The organism is Cellulophaga sp. Hel_I_12 (genome assembly GCF_000799565.1).
Classification (GTDB): domain Bacteria; phylum Bacteroidota; class Bacteroidia; order Flavobacteriales; family Flavobacteriaceae; genus Cellulophaga.
In genome coordinates this window covers 2,107,312-2,128,587 of record NZ_JUHB01000001.1, presented here as the reverse complement: position 1 = coordinate 2,128,587, position 21,276 = coordinate 2,107,312, and the positions used below count along the sequence as shown (strand labels likewise).

16 protein-coding genes are annotated in these 21,276 nt (G+C 35.2%); 9 read left to right on the top strand and 7 right to left on the bottom strand.

Annotated features, from left to right (window positions below; genetic code table 11):
- Window position 1: 1 nt before the first annotated feature.
- Window positions 2-2,731 carry a TonB-dependent receptor gene (locus GQ45_RS09380; RefSeq protein WP_047417135.1) on the top strand — a complete coding sequence of 910 codons (2,730 nt, stop codon included), beginning with the start codon at window positions 2-4 and terminating at the stop codon, window positions 2,729-2,731.
- Between the two features lie 11 nt (window positions 2,732-2,742).
- Window positions 2,743-4,134, top strand: a complete 1,392-nt coding sequence (locus GQ45_RS09375) for a DUF5689 domain-containing protein (protein WP_047417132.1) — start codon at window positions 2,743-2,745, stop codon at window positions 4,132-4,134.
- Window positions 4,135-4,149: 15 nt separating this feature from the next.
- Here GQ45_RS09375 and GQ45_RS09370 read toward each other — a convergent pair whose 3' ends face one another.
- Genes GQ45_RS09370 through GQ45_RS09360 form a run of 3 tightly spaced genes read right to left on the bottom strand, consistent with a single transcriptional unit; the run spans window position 4,150 to window position 6,829 of the window.
- Window positions 4,150-4,548: a response regulator gene (locus GQ45_RS09370; RefSeq protein WP_047417129.1), complete on the bottom strand. Its 399-nt coding sequence runs from the start codon at window positions 4,546-4,548 to the stop codon at window positions 4,150-4,152.
- Window positions 4,549-4,558: 10 nt separating this feature from the next.
- Window positions 4,559-6,394 (bottom strand): PAS domain-containing protein, encoded by a 1,836-nt coding sequence (locus GQ45_RS17575; RefSeq protein WP_052188177.1) that lies wholly within the window; start codon window positions 6,392-6,394, stop codon window positions 4,559-4,561.
- 27 nt (window positions 6,395-6,421) lie between these two features.
- Window positions 6,422-6,829: a response regulator gene (locus GQ45_RS09360; protein ID WP_047417126.1), complete on the bottom strand. Its 408-nt coding sequence runs from the start codon at window positions 6,827-6,829 to the stop codon at window positions 6,422-6,424.
- Window positions 6,830-7,323: 494 nt separating this feature from the next.
- Here GQ45_RS09360 and katG point away from each other — a divergent pair, with 494 nt between their 5' ends.
- The 3 genes from katG to GQ45_RS09345 all read left to right on the top strand — a co-directional run bounded on the left by katG (window position 7,324) and on the right by GQ45_RS09345 (window position 10,941).
- A complete protein-coding gene (katG, locus tag GQ45_RS09355; RefSeq protein ID WP_047417121.1) occupies window positions 7,324-9,576 on the top strand; it encodes a catalase/peroxidase HPI in 2,253 nt (750 codons plus the stop codon).
- Window positions 9,577-9,688: 112 nt separating this feature from the next.
- Entirely contained in the window at window positions 9,689-10,162 is a 474-nt protein-coding gene (locus tag GQ45_RS09350) for an ankyrin repeat domain-containing protein (RefSeq protein WP_047417119.1), read from the top strand.
- A 2-nt stretch (window positions 10,163-10,164) separates the two neighbouring features.
- Window positions 10,165-10,941, top strand: coding sequence for a nitrilase family protein (locus GQ45_RS09345; RefSeq protein WP_047417116.1), 777 nt, complete (start codon window positions 10,165-10,167; stop codon window positions 10,939-10,941).
- Here the strand turns inward: GQ45_RS09345 and GQ45_RS09340 are convergent.
- Both GQ45_RS09340 and GQ45_RS09335 read right to left on the bottom strand, forming a co-directional pair.
- Entirely contained in the window at window positions 10,925-12,541 is a 1,617-nt protein-coding gene (locus GQ45_RS09340) for an Ig-like domain-containing protein (RefSeq protein ID WP_047417114.1), read from the bottom strand. The genes GQ45_RS09345 and GQ45_RS09340 overlap by 17 nt on opposite strands.
- 86 nt (window positions 12,542-12,627) lie before the next feature.
- Window positions 12,628-13,341 carry a ComF family protein gene (locus GQ45_RS09335; RefSeq protein WP_047417109.1) on the bottom strand — a complete coding sequence of 238 codons (714 nt, stop codon included), beginning with the start codon at window positions 13,339-13,341 and terminating at the stop codon, window positions 12,628-12,630.
- A 45-nt stretch (window positions 13,342-13,386) separates the two neighbouring features.
- Between GQ45_RS09335 and GQ45_RS09330 the strand changes: the two genes are divergently transcribed.
- Window positions 13,387-14,283: a hypothetical protein gene (locus GQ45_RS09330; protein ID WP_047417106.1), complete on the top strand. Its 897-nt coding sequence runs from the start codon at window positions 13,387-13,389 to the stop codon at window positions 14,281-14,283.
- 37 nt (window positions 14,284-14,320) lie between these two features.
- A complete protein-coding gene (locus GQ45_RS09325) occupies window positions 14,321-15,862 on the top strand; it encodes a glycine--tRNA ligase (RefSeq protein ID WP_047417103.1) in 1,542 nt (513 codons plus the stop codon).
- Window positions 15,863-16,011: 149 nt separating this feature from the next.
- Here GQ45_RS09325 and GQ45_RS09320 read toward each other — a convergent pair whose 3' ends face one another.
- Complete coding sequence (locus tag GQ45_RS09320; RefSeq protein WP_047417099.1) at window positions 16,012-18,093, bottom strand: TonB-dependent receptor domain-containing protein; 2,082 nt, start codon at window positions 18,091-18,093, stop codon at window positions 16,012-16,014.
- 123 nt (window positions 18,094-18,216) lie between these two features.
- Here GQ45_RS09320 and GQ45_RS09315 point away from each other — a divergent pair, with 123 nt between their 5' ends.
- The gene (locus GQ45_RS09315) at window positions 18,217-18,978 is read left to right on the top strand and encodes an exodeoxyribonuclease III (protein WP_047417095.1); all 762 of its coding nucleotides are present in this window, start codon (window positions 18,217-18,219) and stop codon (window positions 18,976-18,978) included.
- 73 nt (window positions 18,979-19,051) lie between these two features.
- Entirely contained in the window at window positions 19,052-20,092 is a 1,041-nt protein-coding gene (locus tag GQ45_RS09310) for an aldo/keto reductase (RefSeq protein WP_047417092.1), read from the top strand.
- Between the two features lie 83 nt (window positions 20,093-20,175).
- On the opposite strand, the gene GQ45_RS09305 is transcribed toward GQ45_RS09310, so the two are convergent.
- A complete protein-coding gene (locus GQ45_RS09305) occupies window positions 20,176-21,225 on the bottom strand; it encodes a proline iminopeptidase-family hydrolase (protein ID WP_047417089.1) in 1,050 nt (349 codons plus the stop codon).
- Between the last annotated feature and the right edge of the window lie 51 nt (window positions 21,226-21,276).

Below are 21,276 nucleotides of genomic sequence, written 5' to 3'. Positions count from 1 at the left end.
CATGCATACTACAATTTTTATTTTCTTTTTTCTGTTATCACCGGGTATTATTTCTTCGCAAAATAATACAACCATCTTGGGAATTGTCGTAGATCATCAGTCTAAAAATGTACTTTCTTCAGTCCGTATTACACTTGAAAACTCACAAATTTCAACAAATTCAATGGCTGATGGTCGTTTTGTAATTTCAACAGCTTTGGAAGGTGAATTTATACTGCAAATAAGCGCAAAAGATTTTATTACTAAACGTATTCCGATAACCTTAACGGGAGCCGTACTCGATTTAGGAGTCCTTTATTTAGAAATAGACAGTATGCTTGAACAAAAAGATAACTTGATTACTTTAACCGATACGGAACTTTTTGATGACGAAATAAGCGCTAATGCCTCAGGCTTATTGCAAGCGACAAGAGATGTATTTTTAAACAGAGCTGCGTTCGACTTTGGGCAAGCTTTTTTCCGTGTTAGAGGCTATGATTCAAAAAATGGCAAAGTGCTCATAAATGGCTTACCAATGAATAAATTTTTTGATGGACGGCCGCAATGGAATAATTGGGGTGGCTTAAATGATGTCACCAGAAATCAAGAGTTTACAAGTGGCTTACAAGCATCTGACAATAATTTTGGCGCTATTTTAGGAACTACGGATATCATCACTAGGCCAACGGGTATGCGCTCTGGAATTCGATTATCATCATCAGCATCGAATAGAACCTATGGCGGTAGACTTATGGCAACCTATACAGCCCCTATGAATACTAGCAAATTGGCTTATACTGTGTCAGGTTCTAGAAGATGGGCTAAAGAAGGGTATGTTGAGGGAACAGTATATGATGCATTTTCTTTTTTTGGAGCTTTAGAATTTAAGTGGAACGAAAAGAATAGTTTTTTGTTCACTGGAATAGTAGCTTCAAACAGACGAGGACGATCCTCGGCAATTACAGAAGAAGTCTTTGATCTTATAGGGAACCGTTACAATCCATTTTGGGGTGAACAGGATGGTAAAATTAGAAACTCTAGAGAGCGAAAAATAGCAGAGCCCCTATTTATTTTGAATCATTTTTACACCTCAAATTTTCTTAAATTAACCACGGGTATATCCTATCAATCGGGTATACATTCAAGAAGTAGATTGGGCTATTACAACGCGCCAAATCCTGACCCAACGTATTACCGATATTTACCTAGCTTTTATATCAATAGCCCGATTGGTGCTAATTTTATAAGTGCAAATCTGGCCAAACAGGGATTTTTAGAAAATCCTCAATTAAATTGGAACCAAGTTTATAGGGCCAATCAAAACGCCAATGCTGCATATTTGCTTTATGATGATGTATCTAAAGACAAGCAAATTACCATAAGTACCACTGCTAACATGAGCTTAAGTAGTAGTTTAAGGTTTGATTTGGGAATAAATTATCAAAAAATGATTTCTGATAATTACGCTCAAATTAATGATTTATTAGGCGCTGAATACCATGAAGATATAGACAGCTTTTCCGATACTCGAAATAATGTAAATGCAGACATTCAGAAGGGTAATGGAGCTATTTTTAATTATAATTATCAATTATTTGCCGATAAACTAGAGGCTTTTGCTCAATTGAATTATGAAAAACAAAGTCTTACTGCCTTTTTAGCTGCTATGTATACCACGAATCATTACCAAAGAGAGGGTATTTTTCAAAATGAACGCTTTTTAAATAATTCATTGGGTAAAAGTGCATTACTAAGCTTTTCAGACTTTGGAATAAAGGGCGGAGCAACCTACAAATTAAACGGAAGACATTGGCTAGAACTCAATGGAGCTTTATTGAATGAAGCGCCAATTTTACAAAATGTATTTATAAACCCAAGGGAAAATAACCAGAGTGTAGGGGAAATAGCTTCAGAAAAAATAACTACCGTAGATCTTAATTATTACTTGCGTTTACCAAAACTTACGGGAAGAATAACAGGATTTTATACGCGATTTCAAAATACAACTGATATAAATTTCTTTTTTGTAGATACGGGTATAGGATCTGATTTTGTTCAAGAAGTAGTTACCGATTTGGATAAGTTACATTTAGGAACAGAAATAGGTTTTGAATACCAATTATCTTCATCGGTGCAATTAACGGCTGTAGGGGCAATTAATAAACTGGTCTACGCAAGTAACCCTTCTGTGGCTATAAATTTTGACACGGCAGGTGCCGAAGAAGATTTGATCAATTTAGAAGGCTCCATTGATTTGGGTCCCGCTGCTATTAAAGATTACAAACTAGCTCAGGGACCACAACAGGCTTTTGCGTTTGGTATTAATTATAGAGATCCTAAGTATTGGTGGGTGGGCTTGACGGCGAATTACTTGGCTAACAATTATGCCAATATTTCTACTATTACCAGAACTGAAAGCTTTTATTTAGATCCCGAAACGGGACTTAACTTTCCGGAGGCAACTTCTGAAAACGTCGCTAAACTACTAGCTCAAAAACCATTAGATAATTTTTATTTATTGAATTTAATTGGCGGTAAATCGTGGTTAAAAGCAGGTAAATATGTAAGTGTATTTGCGAGTGTAAATAATGTGTTTGATACTGTTTTTAGAACAGGAGGTTATGAGCAAAGTAGAAATGGCAACTATGGACAACTACAGCAAGATAATTTAAGCGGCAATCCTTCGTTTGCACCTAAATATTGGTACGGATATGGGAGAACGTATTTTTTAAACCTAGCCATAAGTTTTTAAAAAATGGTCCAATGAATGTAATACACAAACCTAGTATTTTTTTTAAGGTTCAAACCTTATTGTTTGCTATCAGCTGCGTTCTACTATTTTTAACTTCATGTGTAGACAGTAGAAATTTCGATCTTCCAAAGATAGATTGTACTTCGGATATGATTGCAAATACAACCTATGCTGATGTAAAAGCACTTTACACAGATCAAACCTTGCAAATTCAAACAGATTTAATTTTAGAGGGTTATGTCATTTCTTCGGATGAAGCGGGTAACTTTTTTAGTGTTTTACATTTTCAAGATACACCAGTAAACCCTACAAGCGGATTTCAAATTGAAATTGATGTTCGAGACAGTCATTTGTTTTATCCCGTGGGTTCTAAAATTTTGATAAAACTCAAGGGCTTATATTTAGGAAGAAGCAAGGGTATTTATAAGCTTGGTGGCGTTTTTACTTCTTTTGGGAATGCTTCTGTGGGTAGGTTACCCGCCAGTATAGTTCAGCAACACATCTTTAACTCCTGTGATGAAACTAGGTCTATAATTCCTACAGAAATTTCATTGAATGAAAATTTAGATACTTATTTAAACACATGGGTAGCACTAAATCGCTTAGAATTTGTGGAAGAAGAATTGGGGCAACCTTTTGCCCTGGATCGGGAAGCCACACAACGCACCTTGATCGCCTGTGATGATTTAGAAATAAACCTTTTAAATAGTGGTTTTTCCGATTTTCAAGCCATGATACTGCCAAATAAGAGTGGAACGGTGAGCGCTTTACTGCAAAAAGAAAATGATGCGTATTTTCTAGTCGTAAATAATCAAAGTGATTTAAACTTTATTCAAGAACGTTGTGAGGATGTGGTCGATGAATTTACCTCAAATCGAATATTGATTTCAGAAATTGCAGATCCCGATAACGATGCCGATGCCCGCTTTATTGAGTTGTACAATTCGGACCAAAGCCCATTAAGTTTAAAGGGTTGGAGGTTAAATAGGTATACGAACGAAAATACAGAAGTGAGTAATAGCTTAGATTTATCAGACTTCGTGATTAATGCTCAAAGCACACTAGTTATTGCAGCAAACAGTTTAGTTTTTGAAGCAAGGTATGGGTTTTTGCCTGATTTGGTTGGGGGATCTAACAGTGCTGCCAATTCTAATGGCGATGATAACTTTGTTTTAGTAGACCCTTTTGGAAATGACATTGATGTTTTTGGAATTATAGGAGAAGATGGTTCAGGTACTAATCATGAGTTTGAAGATGGTCGTGCCTTACGAAAATCAGCGATTGAATTTGGGAATCCTACATATACGTTTAATGAATGGGAAATCTATAATGATACCGGGGATTCGGGTACTATTAATTTACCACAAAATGCACCTGAAAACTTTACTCCAAAAATTCGTTAATTGTTGCGTGTTATATCAAAAAGCTAATAGTTTTTGTAAATCTGCTGGCGTTAAGGGTTTTACAATGTAGTCTTGCACTACAGGATAAGATTTGATCATATCAATCTCCATAGGGTTAATAGATGAGCTCATGACTATAATTGTAATATTTTCCTTATTTGGGATGGGTGCAGCATTCAAACTATCTAAAAACTCCCAGCCATTCATCAAAGGCATGTTTAGATCTAAAAAAATGATGTCAGGTAAATTTTCTTTTAAATTTTGACTGTTAAGCAAGCTTTCAATCGCAATTTTCCCGTTTTCAAAAGTTTTAATGTTCTGAGAAAATTTTTGTTCTATAAATAGTTTTTTTGCTAGAAATAGGTAAATAGGGTCATCATCAATCATATAAATATTTTCAAACATCTTTCCCATTTTAATCAATTTATATTTTAAACCTCAATATAAAGGTCGTACCCACATTAACCTTACTTTCTACAGAAATGCTTCCTCCCATGGCATTTATCTGATTTTTCGTAATATAAAGCCCAACCCCCCTAGCATCTTTATTTCGATGAAATGTTTTATTCATTCCAAAAATAGAGCCTCCAAATTTTTCGATATCAATACCTTTACCATTGTCAGAAAATGTTACTACTAACTCACTATTTTCTTGTTGAGTTGTAATTTTAATCACAGGATTTCTTGAAGCTGAACTATATTTTAGGCTATTTGTGAATAAATTTAATAAAATACTGTCTAAATAAGCAGGAACTACTTTTATTACTTGTTCTGGATCAACATCGATGATACACTGTCCTTTTTTGTCTAATAACAAGACTGATATGTTATTTTGTACGCTGTAAATAGCATCTAGCAAATTAATGCCCACCATTTTGTTACTTAAATTCGTATCTGTAGCTAGTACTACTTCGTTTAAATTAAAAACGGTACTATTAAGGCTTTCTGTTGCATTTTTTAACATTGTTAAGATTTGCTTTTTTTCATTTTCATCTTTTTCATCTTCTAAAAATGAGGTGAGAACCGATAAATTTGTAGCGTGTGACCGTAAGTCGTGCGATACCATATGCGCAAAATTGGTTAGGCTGTTGTTTTGTTCGGTAGTAATTTGTGCAAATTCTTTTAGCTGTTTCTCCGCGATCTTTTCAACTGTTACATCTTGGGTGATACCAATTGCTTTTTGAGTAGTACTTTTAACATCTGACACAAAAGTTACTGTCGATTTTAAAAATCGAATAGTACCATCGTCCAAGATTATCCTGTACTCCACGCTACCCTTTTTTTTCCCGTTATAAACTAAAGTTGCCTCCTTGATGACTCTTTCTAAATCTTCTGGATGTAACCTGTTTTTCCAGATGCGATAGAGGCTGTTTGTTAATTTTTTTTTATCTACTCCATACAGTTGACAATTCATGTCGTCCCAAACGGTTTCACCATTAGCGATGTTATATTCCCAGGTGCCAACTTGTGAGGCAGTAATAGCATTTCTTAATAATTCTGTAGATTTTCTATACTCTAGTTGCGCATTTTTATAAATATCTATGTCTTGACAAATACCATAAATACGAACACATTCCCCGTTAATAAACTCAGCCCTGCCTTTAGTGCGCACCCAAATTTGCTGTCCAGTTCCTGTCGTAACAATAACCTCTTCATCCCAAGGCGTTCCAAGTTCAATGGCACGTTCAGCGGCATTAATTATCCTATTTCTATGTTCACCTTCTTTAAAATGAATGAAGTTGTCTTCAAAAGTTTGAGGCGTATAGGTCAATGGCATTTCATGAATACTATTCACCATTGGAGTCCAAAGTGTTTTTTTTGTTAATAGGTTAACCTGCCAGCCACCTGTTCTTGAAACTTCTTGGGCTTCTCGCGTCAACTCATCGATAACCTTTTTTTCTGTAATGTTTTCTAAAATTAGTACTAAACCAACAACAGTATCATTATCCTTTTTCCAAGGGTTTATTTTCCATTTTAACCAAAGGACTTTACCATCGTTTAAAATAAATTTTTTACCATCGTTTTGAGACGGTATTCCCTGTAAACAATTGTCGAATATGCCTTTAAAATTAGCTGGAACATCCTGGAGTACATCAAAGAAATAGGATCCATTAATATCTGATGTACCTAGTTGGTGGTTTTCGGAAAAGAGGTTGGAGTGAGATAGAAAAATTAAATTTTCATCTAGCGTTGCTATTGGAACTGGCGTGTCTTTAATGAAACCTGAATTAATTTTTAGTTCTTTGAGAAACGAGTTCATACGCTATAATCTATAATTATTTCATTTTTACGATAAATGAATTTCTTCGACAACCCTATCGATATTTTCTTTTGTAATTGGTTTTGTAAAAAAATTATTTACTTCTTTGTAGCCATTTGCTCTTGTAAAATCTCTTGAATCAACCGACGAACTTACAATATGAATCTGAACATTTTTTCTGTCCTCTAATGGAATTTTTTTAAAATCCTCCAAAAAATCCCATCCATCCATGATAGGCATGTTTAAGTCTAAAAAGATGGTGCTTGGCAAAATTAAATTTTCATCCAATTTTTTCTTAAAATCTTGTATGGCTTCTAGACCATTGGAGTACACTGTAATATCATTAAAAAAATTAACTTGCTCAATCATTTTCCTAATACCAAAAACACATATGGGATCGTCATCAATAATGCAAATACTCTTAAATCTAGACATAATTTAATTCTAATTTTTTTTTAAAATACCTGTGCAATGTACAGGTTTGTTTTTATTCGTTATACCTCTTATGGTTTAAATAATACCCCTTTCAATTTTTGAGCTGTGATACTCATTTTTTTAGATTTTAAAAACAATACGAACTGCTAAAAGCAAATTTAAAAACACCTAACCATAAAATTTCGAAAAAAGATGTGCAGCGGATTTTTAATAAAATACTAAAATGAAAATTAAAATATTTAATTTTCGACAGTATGGATGCCGGTAATAGCGCAGCAAAGATAATTTTATTTTTTTTAATAGTAAGAAAACACTTATAATTTTCGCAAGTTAAATGAATTAAAAGAAAGAAAATAAGTAGTTTAAAACTGAGCCTAACAGAGGTTAGTAGCTAAAACTATAGAGCATAACTATCAATACATAAAATATATAGATAAAAACTATTATTAAAAATCATAAAATTTGATTTCCTTTATAAGGTTAAAATAAAAAATATGGACAATAATACACATTCAAACGGATCAACTCATGGTAAAGTATGGGATGTAAACGAAGCAAATAAATGCCCTTTTATGGGTGGCGTTGTGAATCAAGCAGCGGGCGGTGGTACTACAAACCGAGATTGGTGGCCAAATCAATTAAAGTTAAATATTCTTAGGCAAAACTCTTCTTTGTCAAGTCCTATGGAGAAAGATTTTAATTATGCTGAGGCCTTTAAATCTCTAGATTTAGCTGCAGTTAAAAAAGATCTTTTCGAGTTAATGACGAATTCCCAAGATTGGTGGCCTGCCGATTACGGACATTATGGGCCATTTTTTATTAGAATGACATGGCATAGCGCGGGAACTTATAGAATTTCTGATGGTCGTGGTGGTGCTGGTTCAGGCTCTCAACGTTTTGCACCTCTCAATAGCTGGCCTGATAATGCCAATTTAGATAAAGCGCGTTTGTTGCTATGGCCCATAAAACAAAAATATGGGAATAAACTTTCATGGGCAGATTTAATGATTCTTGCAGGAAATTGTGCATTAGAATCTATGGGGTTTGAAACCTACGGTTTTGCTGGTGGTCGTGAAGATATCTGGGAACCAGAACAAGACGTGTACTGGGGTTCAGAAGCAGAATGGATGGGTTCGGATAAACGATACTCTGGTGAGCGCGAACTTGAAAATCCACTTGCGGCATCGCACATGGGGCTGATTTATGTAAATCCAGAAGGTCCAGAAGGTAAGCCAGATCCATTGGCTGCCGCCTATGACATTCGTGAAACTTTTGGTAGAATGGCGATGAATGATGAAGAAACCGTAGCTTTAATTGCAGGGGGACATACTTTTGGAAAAACCCATGGTGCTGCCGATCCTGTGCAATACGTTGAAGCAGAACCAGCAGGTGCAGGTATTGTTGAACAAAGCATGGGCTGGAAAAACAACTTTAAATCGGGTGTTGGCAAAGATACCATAACCAGTGGTCTTGAAGGCGCTTGGACAACTACTCCTACCAAATGGAGCCATGATTATTTTAAGCATTTATTTGAGTTTGAATGGGAGTTAACGAAAAGCCCAGCTGGTGCACATCAATGGAAGCCAAAAAATAATGCAGGTGCAGGAACAGTACCAGACGCACATGACACCGACCTTAGGCATCAACCCTTTATGTTAACAACCGATCTTTCTATGAAGGCAGATCCAGCTTATGAAAAAGTATCCAGACATTTCTATGAAAATCCTGAGGCTTTTAAAGATGCTTTCGCTAGAGCTTGGTATAAATTAACGCATAGAGATATGGGACCTGTATCTAGGTATCTAGGACCAGAAGTTCCAAAAGAGGAATTAATTTGGCAAGATCCCATTCCTGCTTTAAATCATGATTTGGTAACTGATGCAGATCTTAAAACATTAAAAGAAAAAATTGCTGCCACAGGACTTTCAGTTTCCGAACTAGTCGGTACTGCTTGGGCATCAGCTTCAACGTTTAGAGGTTCTGACAAACGAGGTGGAGCCAATGGAGCCCGAATTCGCTTAGAGCCACAAAAAAATTGGGAGGTGAACAACCCTACTCAATTGGCTAAGGTTTTAAGTGTCTTAGAGGATATTCAGAAGAAATTTAATGAGTCTCAAACTGGAACTAAAAAAGTTTCTTTGGCCGATTTAATTGTATTGGCTGGTAATGTTGGTGTGGAACAAGCTGCTAAAAAAGCAGGGCAGCCAGTAACCATTCCATTCTCTGCGGGTAGAACAGATGCCACACAAGAACAAACGGATGTAGATAGCTTTGCAGTCTTAGAACCGGCAGCTGATGGTTTTAGAAACTACATGAAACAAAAATATAATTTATCTGCAGAGGAAATGTTGGTGGATAAGGCACAACTTATGACCTTGACAGTGCCAGAGATGACAGTTTTAATAGGTGGGCTACGCGTGCTTGACACCAATTACAATCAGTCAAGACATGGTGTTTTTACCGATCAACCAGGGGTCTTATCTAATGATTTCTTTGTTCATATTTTAGATTTAAGTACAAAATGGGAAGCAACGAGCGATGCTGATGATGTGTTCGCTGGTTTACATAGAAAAACTGGAGCAGTAAAATGGGCAGGAACTCGTGTTGATTTAATTTTTGGATCCAATTCAGAATTAAGAGCACTTGCTGAAGTGTACGCTTCTGATGATGCGAAAGGTAAATTTGTAAGTGAATTTGTAGCTGCTTGGACGAAGGTAATGAACCTTGATCGTTTTGACTTGGCGTAAATTCCTAGTACTATTTAACCTAACTTTTATTTTAAAAAGAAACTGTTATATCTCGTTGAGATGAAGCAGTTTCTTTTTACTTTTATATCACAACAGAAGAAAGCATAGCGCTATGAACGAATTTTTTTTTAATGAGATAAGAAATGGCAATGTTGCTGAAGTGACAGCAATGCTAAAACAAAATCCTGTGCTTTTAAACAGTAAAGACCAGAGAGGTTCAACGCCATTATTGCTAGCCACCTATTACGATCAAATCGAAATCACAAAATTACTGTTAGAGAGTGGCGCACGATTAGATGCAAAAGATGCCACCGGAAATACCGCATTAATGGGCGTTTGTTTTAAAGGTTTTGATGATATTGCTAAATTATTAATTGAGAAGGGAGCAAATATTAATGAACAAAATACCATGGGTGCTTCTAGTTTAATTTATGCCGCGACCTTTAATCGTCTTGAAATTGCTAAATTACTAATAGCAAACGGTGCCGATAGGTCACTGAAGGATGTAAGGGGTAAAACAGCTTTAGATCATGCGAAAATGCAAGGTATGCCTTCATTAATTGATTTACTAGCATCTAATAAGTAGGAATGTCTGAAAAACTAACAGTTTCCTTGGTACAAACCTCTATTTATTGGGAGAACCCATCCTTAAATAGAGAACTGCTCCTTGAGAAAATCAATGCCATCTCAATAGCTACTGATTTAATTGTACTTCCCGAAATGTTTACTACAGGTTTTACGATGCATCCGGAGAAAATATTGCCTTCAGAAGGTGAGAAAACGGTGGCTTGGATGCAAAAGATAGCTAGTAGCAAAAAAGTGGCCATTACAGGTAGCTTAGCTTTTTACGAAAATGGTACGTATTACAATCGCTTATTTTTTGTTGCACCAAATGCTGAAATTGTGTTTTATGATAAACGACACACCTTTACATTAGCGGGTGAAAGTGATGCATATCGTGCAGGAAGCACTAAAATTATGATAAATTATAAAGGCTTTACTATTTGCCCTTTAATTTGTTATGATTTACGATTTCCTGTTTGGGCAAGAAATACGGAAAACTACGATGTGTTGTTATATGTTGCCAATTGGCCAAAACCAAGAATTAATGCTTGGGATATTCTTTTACAAGCAAGGGCCATTGAAAATATGGCGTATTGTATTGGTGTAAATAGAGTAGGTACTGATGATTTAGGCCACGAGTATCCCAGTCATTCTGCAGTATATGACGTATTGGGGAATGAATTAGTGTTTTCTAAGAAAGAAGAAATTAAAACGATTAGCTTATACAAAGAACATATAGAAACCACTAGAAATAAACTGAAATTTCTAGAGGATAAGGATGATTTTAGTCTAACAATATAAATTCATATTTTTCTTCCCAATTAGCCCTCATGTCTATGGGTTTAGGAGCATAACTGACACGTTCGGGTTGTATTTTTTGTAGGTAATCTCCTGTGTCCCATTTTTCATTTTTATTGCTGTCAAAAATTACTCGAATACTATATTTCCCTGGATTTAGGTGATTAAACTTAAAGCTTTTGGGTTCTGTAGCATACAGTTCTCTTTTTATTTCTTTCGCTTTATCATCAGTAAGTTGAATGATGACTGGATACGTAATATTTCCACTAAGGGATAACTCAAAATTACCGTAGTCCGAGTATTTATTGGTCTTTAGGTTATACACCACAGTGTCGTTGGTATGCCCAAAAAAGTCTTCTATCAAGTTTGGAAAAATAGTCAATTTATATTGCTCGCTTTCCACTTTATTAAAGGCGACCTTCAAACTATTATTCAAGGTATCTAAGCTTGTGGTAAAATCAATCGCTAGAGAATCTTTATTCATTAATTGTAGGTTGCTCGGATTGGTTTTAACAATAGGTGTATTTGCTAAAATCGAAAAGGTTTCTTCAAAACCTATGGCCCCTGAGACACTAGGCTTAAGGATTAAAGAGTCTAAGGCTAATTTTCTCGTTTTAAGTACAAAAGTGTCTTTGAGTTTAAGTCTTTCATTCGCCACTGTAAATATAAGTGAGTCCGCTGCAAAAGGCGTAAACCAATAATTTAAGGTGTCTTTTTCTCGCTCTTTGGTGATAATAGTCTGAACACTATCAGGTAAAACACTTAAGTTTTCTATCGTAATATCTCTACTATCGCCTTGATACCCAAATATAATTTTATTCTTAGCTTCATATTTAGGTACTGAGATACTGTAATTAGGTTTCTCTTGAAATAGGGTGAGTAGATAGGTTTCTTCAGTAGGCAATGTTATGGTATCTTTCAAAAAAGCAATCTTATCTAACTTTTGGTCAAATAAGTTATTCTTGTTATTGTCTTTTAAGCCAAATAGCGCATAGCTTCCTTTTTTTAAGTAATTCAAGGTAAAAAACACAGTACTGTCTAATGTATTGGTGATATAGGTAGGTGGTTTTTTATAAATTGTTGAGTCATTATAGGTGCTATCGATCTCGTAAAGCATCACACTAACAAAGGTCTCTGTATCTTTTTCAAAAGCATTTTCAACTACTCCTTTTAATTGCAAAGAATCGATATAATCGCCAGTAGAAAATACATAGGTTAAAAAGCTATTCGGATTTTCTTCATTATTATCAATAATACTCTGGCCGAAATTAAAGGTGTAGGTGGTGTTTTCCCTTAAGGTATCTTTAAGTTTAATTTCTACATATTTGCTGGGAGTACCAGCTGGAGTAATAATTGGTGTGTTTTTTAGCGGTGGTGATATGATCAACTGTTCCTGTACTTTCTTTAATTTTATATATTCATCAAAATACAGTCTAATTTTATCAGCTTTAAAATTGGTGGTCATTTGGGCGGGCTGCGCTTCTTCTAATTTAGGAGGAATAATATCTTTGATACCACCGGTAGGAGTTCCTTTTCTACCACATTGATAAAATGAAAAAGTGGCAAGTACTAAAAATATAAAAGCTAATATGCGTCTGATCATAATATACCTAAGAGTCTAAAGCACAAAGAAACAATTATTTTGGTAAAACTATAGTTTAGAACGGAACGAAAAACTTAAACGAAATGTTAACTTTTACGCACCATTGCCATGGTCAGTATGTATATAGTAATACCTTCGATGGTATTAAGCTCTTTGGTGCATGCCTCAAGTGTGGCACCAGTGGTGACCACGTCGTCAAGTAAAAGAATTTTTTTGTGGGCAAGCGAATACTTTTTATTCAAAGAGTATAAACCTTGATTACTCTGCCATCTAAAAAAACGATCTTTTTTGGTTTGTGTTTTTGTGTTTTGATTTTTTATAAGCACATCCTCATAAAAATTAGTACTTAAGTGATGTGCAATTCGTTTTCCAAAAAGTGAGACTTGATTATAGCCTCTTTTTCTTAGTTTGTTTTTGTGTAAGGGTACAGGAAAAACAAGATCAATATGTATGTTTTGGAGATGGGGATCATCCTTAAGTACTAATCCGCACCAATCACCTAAAAATTCACCGACTATTTCCTGATTTTTATATTTTAAATGATGTATTAGATTTTTTACCGTACCGTTTTCCGTAAAGAATAAGAATGAACTTGCTTTTTTTATGGGAACTCTGCCATAGAAAATACTATCGAAGTGGTTTTCTTCGTTATAATTGTAATCGGTAAGCGGTATTTGGTTTCGACAAACGGTACATAACAACTTCTCTCCTCGATTTAAACGCACATTACATCCAAAACACCCCTTAGGTACTAGGATGCTGTTAATGTCATTTAGTATCTTTGATAATTGTACGTACATTTAAAACAGAATAAAGAATAAGCATAAAAAACCTACTTAGCCTAAATGAGTTCTCAAGATACTAAATTCAATTATAAAATACTGCTAGCGGCCTTACTTGCATTAGTCATAGGTATTTTAATTGCATTCTATTATAACAATGCCCAATCAAAAAATAAAATTGAATTCTTAGAAGATCAAAAACAAATTTTAGTGAAAGACCTTAGCCTTATGAAGGCCGAAGTTGATCGCTTATCTGTTGCGAATGAAATTAACGATCTAGAAATGCAAGCTTCAAACTATAAATTACAACAACTTGAAGATTCTATTGGGAGGTTAAATTTCGATATTACTAAATTAAGAGAATATAAAAAAGAGTTACGTACTATGGAACTCAGGCTCGATAGTTTAAAACTTAAAAATAACTCCTTACGTTACAATAATTCTATTTTAGCTGATAAATACAATGAGACCAAAAATAGGATGGAAAATCTTGAAAATAAAACAGCTTCGTTAGAAGTATTAGAGGCCAACTTAAGAAGACAAAATAAAAAAATAAGTGAAGAGTTAAAAATTAAAAGTTACTTAAGACTGGAAGACCCAGAAGGCTCCGGTTTTAGAATTAGAGGTAGTAGTGCTATACAAACCAATAAAGCATCTACTATTTCGCGTTTAAAAGGCTGTGTAACGATTCAGGAAGATTTGAATATTATTAAAGAAGATAAAGTACTTTACCTACAATTTCTGGACCCTAATAAAGCCATAATTGCAGATAATGCAACTACCATTAACGTCAATGGAAACACCTATAGCAAACGTGTAGTTTTTGTCTTTAAAGGAGAAAAAATAGGCGTTTGTGAATCTATTACGATTCCTGAAGGTTCTTTACCATCGGGTACCTACACCCTCAATGTTTTTGAAAACGAAAAATTACTTACTAGTTCTGAATTTCAATTGAAATAAATTATTTCATTTTAGGGTAATATTCTATTTTTGCCCCATGGTAAATCAAGAAGATCAATTTAAAAAAGTAATATCTCATGCCAAGGAGTATGGATATGTTTTTCAATCAAGCGAAATTTACGACGGATTAAGTGCCGTGTATGACTATGCACAAAATGGCGCAGAACTCAAAAAAAATATTAGAGAATACTGGTGGAAAGCCATGGTTCAAATGAATGATAATATTGTAGGGATTGATTCGGCAATATTTATGCACCCTACCGTTTGGAAAGCCTCTGGCCACGTAGATGCTTTTAACGATCCCCTTATCGATAATAAAGATTCTAAAAAAAGATACCGTGCCGATGTATTGGTTGAAGATTACGCAGCTAAAATAGAAGCTAAAATAGAGAAAGAAGTAACTAAAGCTGAAAAACGTTTTGGTGAGGCTTTTGATAAAGCTCAATTTTTAGCGACGAATCCAAGAGTTGTAGCCTATCAAGAAAAAATTGATACTGCCTTACAACGTCTAGGAAAATCTTTAGAACGTGAGGACCTACAAGACGTACGTAATTTAATTGACGAATTAGACATTGTGTGCCCTATTTCAGGCTCAAAAAATTGGACTGATGTAAAACAGTTTAATTTAATGTTCGGCACCAAAATAGGCGCTTCTGCTGATAGTGCTATGGATTTATACCTGCGCCCTGAAACCGCACAAGGTATTTTTGTAAACTTCTTAAACGTTCAAAAAACAGGTCGAATGAAAATTCCGTTTGGAATTGCCCAAGTGGGTAAAGCCTTTCGTAACGAGATTGTGGCCAGACAGTTTATCTTCCGCCAACGCGAATTTGAACAAATGGAAATGCAATTTTTTATTCAGCCAGGCACCCAACAAGAGTGGTACGAAAAATGGAAAGAAACCCGTATGAAATGGCACTTGTCATTAGGAATGGGTGCAGAAAACTATCGTTTTCACGATCATGAAAAATTAGCACACTATGCCGATGCCGCTGCTGATATTGAGTTTAAATTTCCATTTGGTTTTAAAGAGCTAGAAGGCATACATTCTAGAACTGATTTTGATTTATCACAGCACGAAAAACATTCAGGAAAAAAATTACAGTATTTTGATAATGACTTGCAAAAAAATTATGTACCGTATGTAGTAGAAACCTCCATAGGTTTAGACCGTATGTTTCTAGCCGTTTTTTCAAATTCATTACAAGAAGAGGAATTAGAAAATGGTACCACTAGAACGGTTTTAAAATTGCCATCGGTATTAGCCCCAACAAAAGCTGCTATTTTACCTTTAGTTAAAAAAGATGGGTTGCCAGAATTAGCTACTGAAATTGTAGAAGATTTAAAGTGGGATTTTAGTGTAGCTTACGATGAAAAAGATGCTGTAGGGCGCCGCTATAGAAGGCAAGACGCCAACGGAACTCCTTTTTGTATTACCGTTGATCATCAGTCTTTAGAAGATAAAACGGTGACGATTCGCCATCGAGATACCATGGAACAAGAGCGTATAGCCATTAGCGATTTAAAAACTATTATTGGCAAGCAAGTAGATATGAAGCAGTGGTTGATGAAAATGTAATTTTCATAAGTATAGAATTAAAAAAGGCTTGTGAAGTTACTTCACAAGCCTTTTTTAATATAAGTATAGGTGGAATCCTCGTTTTTAGTCGTCTTTGCGATGTTTAGATATAACCTATGCTTTACATGGGGCCTGAACATTGTTAAATCTTACAAGGTATACCTCAGCTGCAAGCTTGTATAATAATTTCGATCATTACCTGGGTAATAGTAACGCGGCTCTGCACCTCCAAAGGCTTGAGTGTTGATTAAAACAGATTGTGCATAACGCAGGTTAAAAAGGTTATTAACACCTACTTGGGCATGGATTGAAAAGTTGCTACTTAATTTTTTTTGATAGCCCATTTTTGTATTAAAAATAGAAAAAGCTTCACTATACAGGGTATTCGCATCCGTAAGGGGAATAGCGCCCACATACTGATGTACGGTATTCCAGTAAAAATCGCCTAAAAAACTAAGTTGTAATCCAGAACTAAGCCGGTGCTTGGGAACACCTGTTAATTCGTTGCCCGAAAAGTCGTTCTCACCATCTATATAATCAACAAAATTATGATGGTTAAAAGTATAGTTTACAAAAGGGCTTAGACTTAGGTTTGACGAAATATCGAGTTTGTAATTTGCGGCAACTTCAAGTCCTTGATGTTTAGTTTTACCGGCATTTTTTCCCACAAATTGATCATCACCCACCCGTTGTGCCACCAATAAATTTTTAACATTCATTTGATAGATCGCAGCATTTACCATTAGCTTTTTATTCGCTAGATGTAGCGTAGTACCTACTTCGTAATTCATCCCAGTTTCTTGTTCAATATCTGGATTAATAACGCCACTTGGCGTTAAGGTTTCTTCTAAAGTTGGGTTAGAGTAGCCTCGACTTATATTGGTATATACTACTTGGTTTTCCAAAAATGAATAGTTCAAGGTAAAACTCGGTAATACAATAGTTTTAAAATCACGACGCGCACTTTTGTTGTTTAGCTCATTAAATAAGTCCCTATAATTATAGCTTGTGTTGTTCATATTTACACCAAACTGCGCACTAAAATGGGCATCGAAAGGAATCAACAGTGTAGCAAAGTTGTTTAATTGAGTTCTAAACTCTTTGTTTTTGGCGAAAATAGCACCTTGTAGACTGCCATTCCCGTTATTTTCTTGGTAAAGGTTTTCAAATTCACTCCAATTGTATTCGTCTTTATAAAGTTCTGACCCGAAGGAGTACGAGCTTGTTTTAGAAAAAAGGGTAATATCCCCATAAAAACGAGTTCTAAATCCGAAACCATTTGTAAATTCATCCAAAATACCGAAGGGCCTAGGTTCATAATGGTCTAAATAGGTATAAAAAATACTGGTTGAATTTTTTATTTTTTCATTAAAACGGTAGTTGTGAAAAACCCCAACCAAATTATATTTATTTGCTTCGAAACCTTGGGCGGATTTCCAAGTAAAGGCCGCCTGCTTTGGATTTTCTGTAAAAGCTGTGATTCCTAAAGAGCTGGGAATTTGAGCCGTGTAATCCACATAATTAACCAGTAAGCCTAAGGTACTTTTTTGGCTAAAACGATAAGAAGCATTTAAGAGTAAAGCATCACGCTCAAAGCTGTTATTTTCTCTATAGCCATCTGTGGCTATGTGATCGTAATTTAAACTTAAGGAGAGCTTTTTATCGGTATGAGAGAAAGAAAAACTATTCTTCAATAAATTGTAGGATCCAACAGTGAAGTTGTTATTAAAGTTCGTTGAATTGCCTAAGGCTTCTTTCGATTGCAACAACATTGCACCACCCAAATTACTGCCAAAACTTGTAGCTTTTGGGCCTTTTACGACTTCAATCTGATGTAAACTTTCTAAATCAAAAGCTTCAATAGAGGAGAAACCAGAGCCGTTTGTAATGGGGATTTCGTTATAGTATAAGCGCAATTTATCGGTACCAAATAAGGTCCGAGCGCCAATACCGCGAATTGTAATTCGATTGGTGTTTAAGGCACCAGAAAGGACATAGACTCCAGGAATTTGATTGATAGCTGAAACAGCGTCAATAGGGCTATAATTTTCAAATATTTTTGCACCGATAAGATCCGAGGGTGTGATGCCCTCCGCTTTTTTGGTGAGTATAGATTCTAGGACAATTACCTCTTCGAGATTGGTGATGCTGTCTTTTTTAATCGGGTTTTGTCCTAAAACAAAAGTATTCATACCCAATACAAAAAGAGTCATTAAGATACGATCTGTCATATGATATATTAAGCTTGCAAAAGTAATAAGATATAGTCGATATGACTTGAAAAACAGGCGATATAAATTTACTGTGGTTTGCCTTGTATGCCAAACATTCCTTAATTTCGAAAAAAAATTAGAATGAAAATTGTTTCCTATAATGTCAACGGAATTAGGGCGGCCTTAAAAAAAGGCTTTTTAGACTGGCTGCAAACGGTTAATCCTGATGTGATTTGTCTTCAAGAAATAAAGGCGCAGGAAGATCAATTAGAACTTACTTTATTTGAAGATGCAGGCTACAAATACCATTATTGGTATAGTGCACAAAAAAAAGGGTACAGCGGTGTGGCGATTTTATCCAAAGAAAAACCGGATCATGTAGAGTTTGGAACCGGTATTGATTACATGGATTTTGAAGGTAGAAATATTCGCGCAGATTTTAATGGCGTTTCAATCATGAGCATGTATTTACCCTCAGGAACAAATTTAGATCGGCTAGATTTTAAGTTTCAATATATGGCTGATTTTCAAGACTACATTGATCAATTAAAAGAAACACACCCTAATTTAGTGATCTTAGGCGATTATAATATTTGTCACGAAGCTATTGATATTCATAACCCAGTCGGACTTAAAAATACCTCGGGCTTTTTACCTGCAGAACGAGCATGGATAGGCAGTTTTATGGACAATGGGTTTATTGATAGTTTTCGAGTGTTTAATCAAGAACCCAATCATTATACTTGGTGGAGCTATAGAGCTAATGCACGAAATAATAATAAAGGATGGCGTTTAGATTACGCTTTAGTAAGCCAAGCCCTAGAAAATAGGCTTAAACGTTCTGTGATTTTATCAGAAGCAAAACATAGCGATCATTGTCCTATTTTAATTGAATTGCATTAATAAATAACGCATTAGAGAAATGTATAGATGAGAATATTCTTAAATTTGTACTTCTAATTTTTTGACTCATTTTATGGAATTGACCACCTTACCACATACGGATATTGAAGTAAGTAAAATTTGTTTAGGCACCATGACTTGGGGAAACCAAAACACGGAAGCAGAGGGCCATGAGCAAATGAATTATGCCTTAGACCAAGGCGTAAATTTCTTTGATACAGCGGAGCTATATTCAATTCCTGCAAGTGCGGAAAGACATTCTAATACGGAAAAAATTATTGGTTCTTGGTTTCAGAAAAATCAAAATAGGGATAAAGTTATCTTAGCTTCAAAAATTGCAGGTAAGGCTGATATGACTAAATTTATTAGAACCACAGGGTTCCAAAAAGACGCTTTAATATCAGCGGTTGAAGGTAGTTTAGAGCGTTTACAAACTGATTATATCGATCTATATCAATTGCATTGGCCAGAGCGTAAAACTAATTTTTTTGGACAACGAGGCTATGTGTATGATGCCTCAGACTTTTGGGAAGATAATATACATCAAGTATTAGAAACCTTAAGAGATTTAGTTCAGGAAGGGAAAATTAGGCATGTAGGTTTATCTAATGAAACACCTTGGGGTACCATGCGTTTTTTGGAAGAAAGTAAAGTGCACGCAGGGTTGCCCCGGATGATCACGGTTCAAAATTCTTATAATTTACTCAATAGAGAATACGAAATAGGAATGGCAGAAATTTCACATCGAGAAAATATAGGGCTATTGGCCTATTCTCCTTTAGCTTTTGGTGTGTTAAGTGGAAAATATTTAGGGGAAAGGCTACCTGATAATTCACGTCTAAAACTATTTCCAAATTACAAACGCTACAGCGGAAAAACGGCGGTTGCAGCTACCCAAAACTATTATAAACTGGCACAAGACTACGATTTGAGTCTAACACAAATGGCCCTGGCCTTTGTGAATTCTCGTCCTTTTATCACCAGCAATATTATCGGTGCAACCAATATGCACCAATTAGAAGAAAATATAGCTAGTATTGATATTAGCTTGACGGATGAAATTTTAAATAAAATTGAAACTATTCATAACGAAATACCCAATCCGGCCCCTTAAGGCAATGTGCCATTGAACGGTAAGAAACAAAAATGCATGTTGTTCTTAAAGCATATATAAATTTCTATGAATCAACTACTTGGTTACCGTATAGCGTCGGTGTTATGGATAAACGAAATAATGCCGCTAAAATAGTTTTTCTGGTCGTCATATTGCGAAAGGTGGCTTCCGTTGGGGCAAAATAGGTAAGATCCGTTTTGCACTTCTTTTGACATCCATTCCATATGTTCAGGGTTCATAGTGTCATACCTTGCGCCAATGACCAAAGTAGGGACTTCAATTTCTTTTAATCGATTTTTAATATCCCAATCTTTTAAAGTTGCGTCTCCTGTGATGCCAAATTCACTATAGCCTTGCATGTGCACATAAACCTGATTATTTGCGTGATTAAAGGTTCTTAATATTGATTCTGGCCACTCAGCAACTGGCATTCGCAGCACGTGTTGGGTATAATAATGCTCAAATAAAAGTTCGGAATACCTAGGATTAGCAAAATCATTATTTGCTTCCAAAAGCTTAATTTCTTCATAGACTATAGGATCTAATTGTGGGCCTAAAACTTCTTGGGCATAGGTATTATATTCAGGAATACTAGACATCATATTTGAAATAATTAATCCTTTTAAATTTTTCTGATATTTTAAAGCATATTCCATGGCTAAAATTCCTCCCCAAGACTGTCCTAAAAGATAAAAATTGGTATTATCTAGTTCTAAGGCCTTTCGAACTTGTTCAACTTCTTCAACAAAACGAGCTGTATTCCATAAACTTAAATCGTCTGGTTGGTCACTATAATAAGACCCCAGTTGGTCATAATAAATGTATTCAATACTTTCTTGAGGAAAATAACCATCTGCACATTCGTAAATTTCATGCGTCATACCGGGTCCACCGTGTAATAAAAGCACTTTTTTAGTTGGGTTGTTTCCTACGGTTTTAGTCCAAACCTTGAAGGTACCTTTATCAGTGGTAATAGGAATCATTTTAATGCCGCCCGTAAATTGGTCGTCTCGGTTCTGAAAGCTTAAATAATCAGTCTCGATGTTAGTATGAGTAGTACTGGTTTCTTTCGCTAGATCTTTGCAGCCAGAGGCAACTAAAATAATGAGGCACAGAATGTGTAGTTTTTTCATGGTTTTAAATTTTATGTATAGGTTTTACAATAATAGCCAATTAAGATGAGG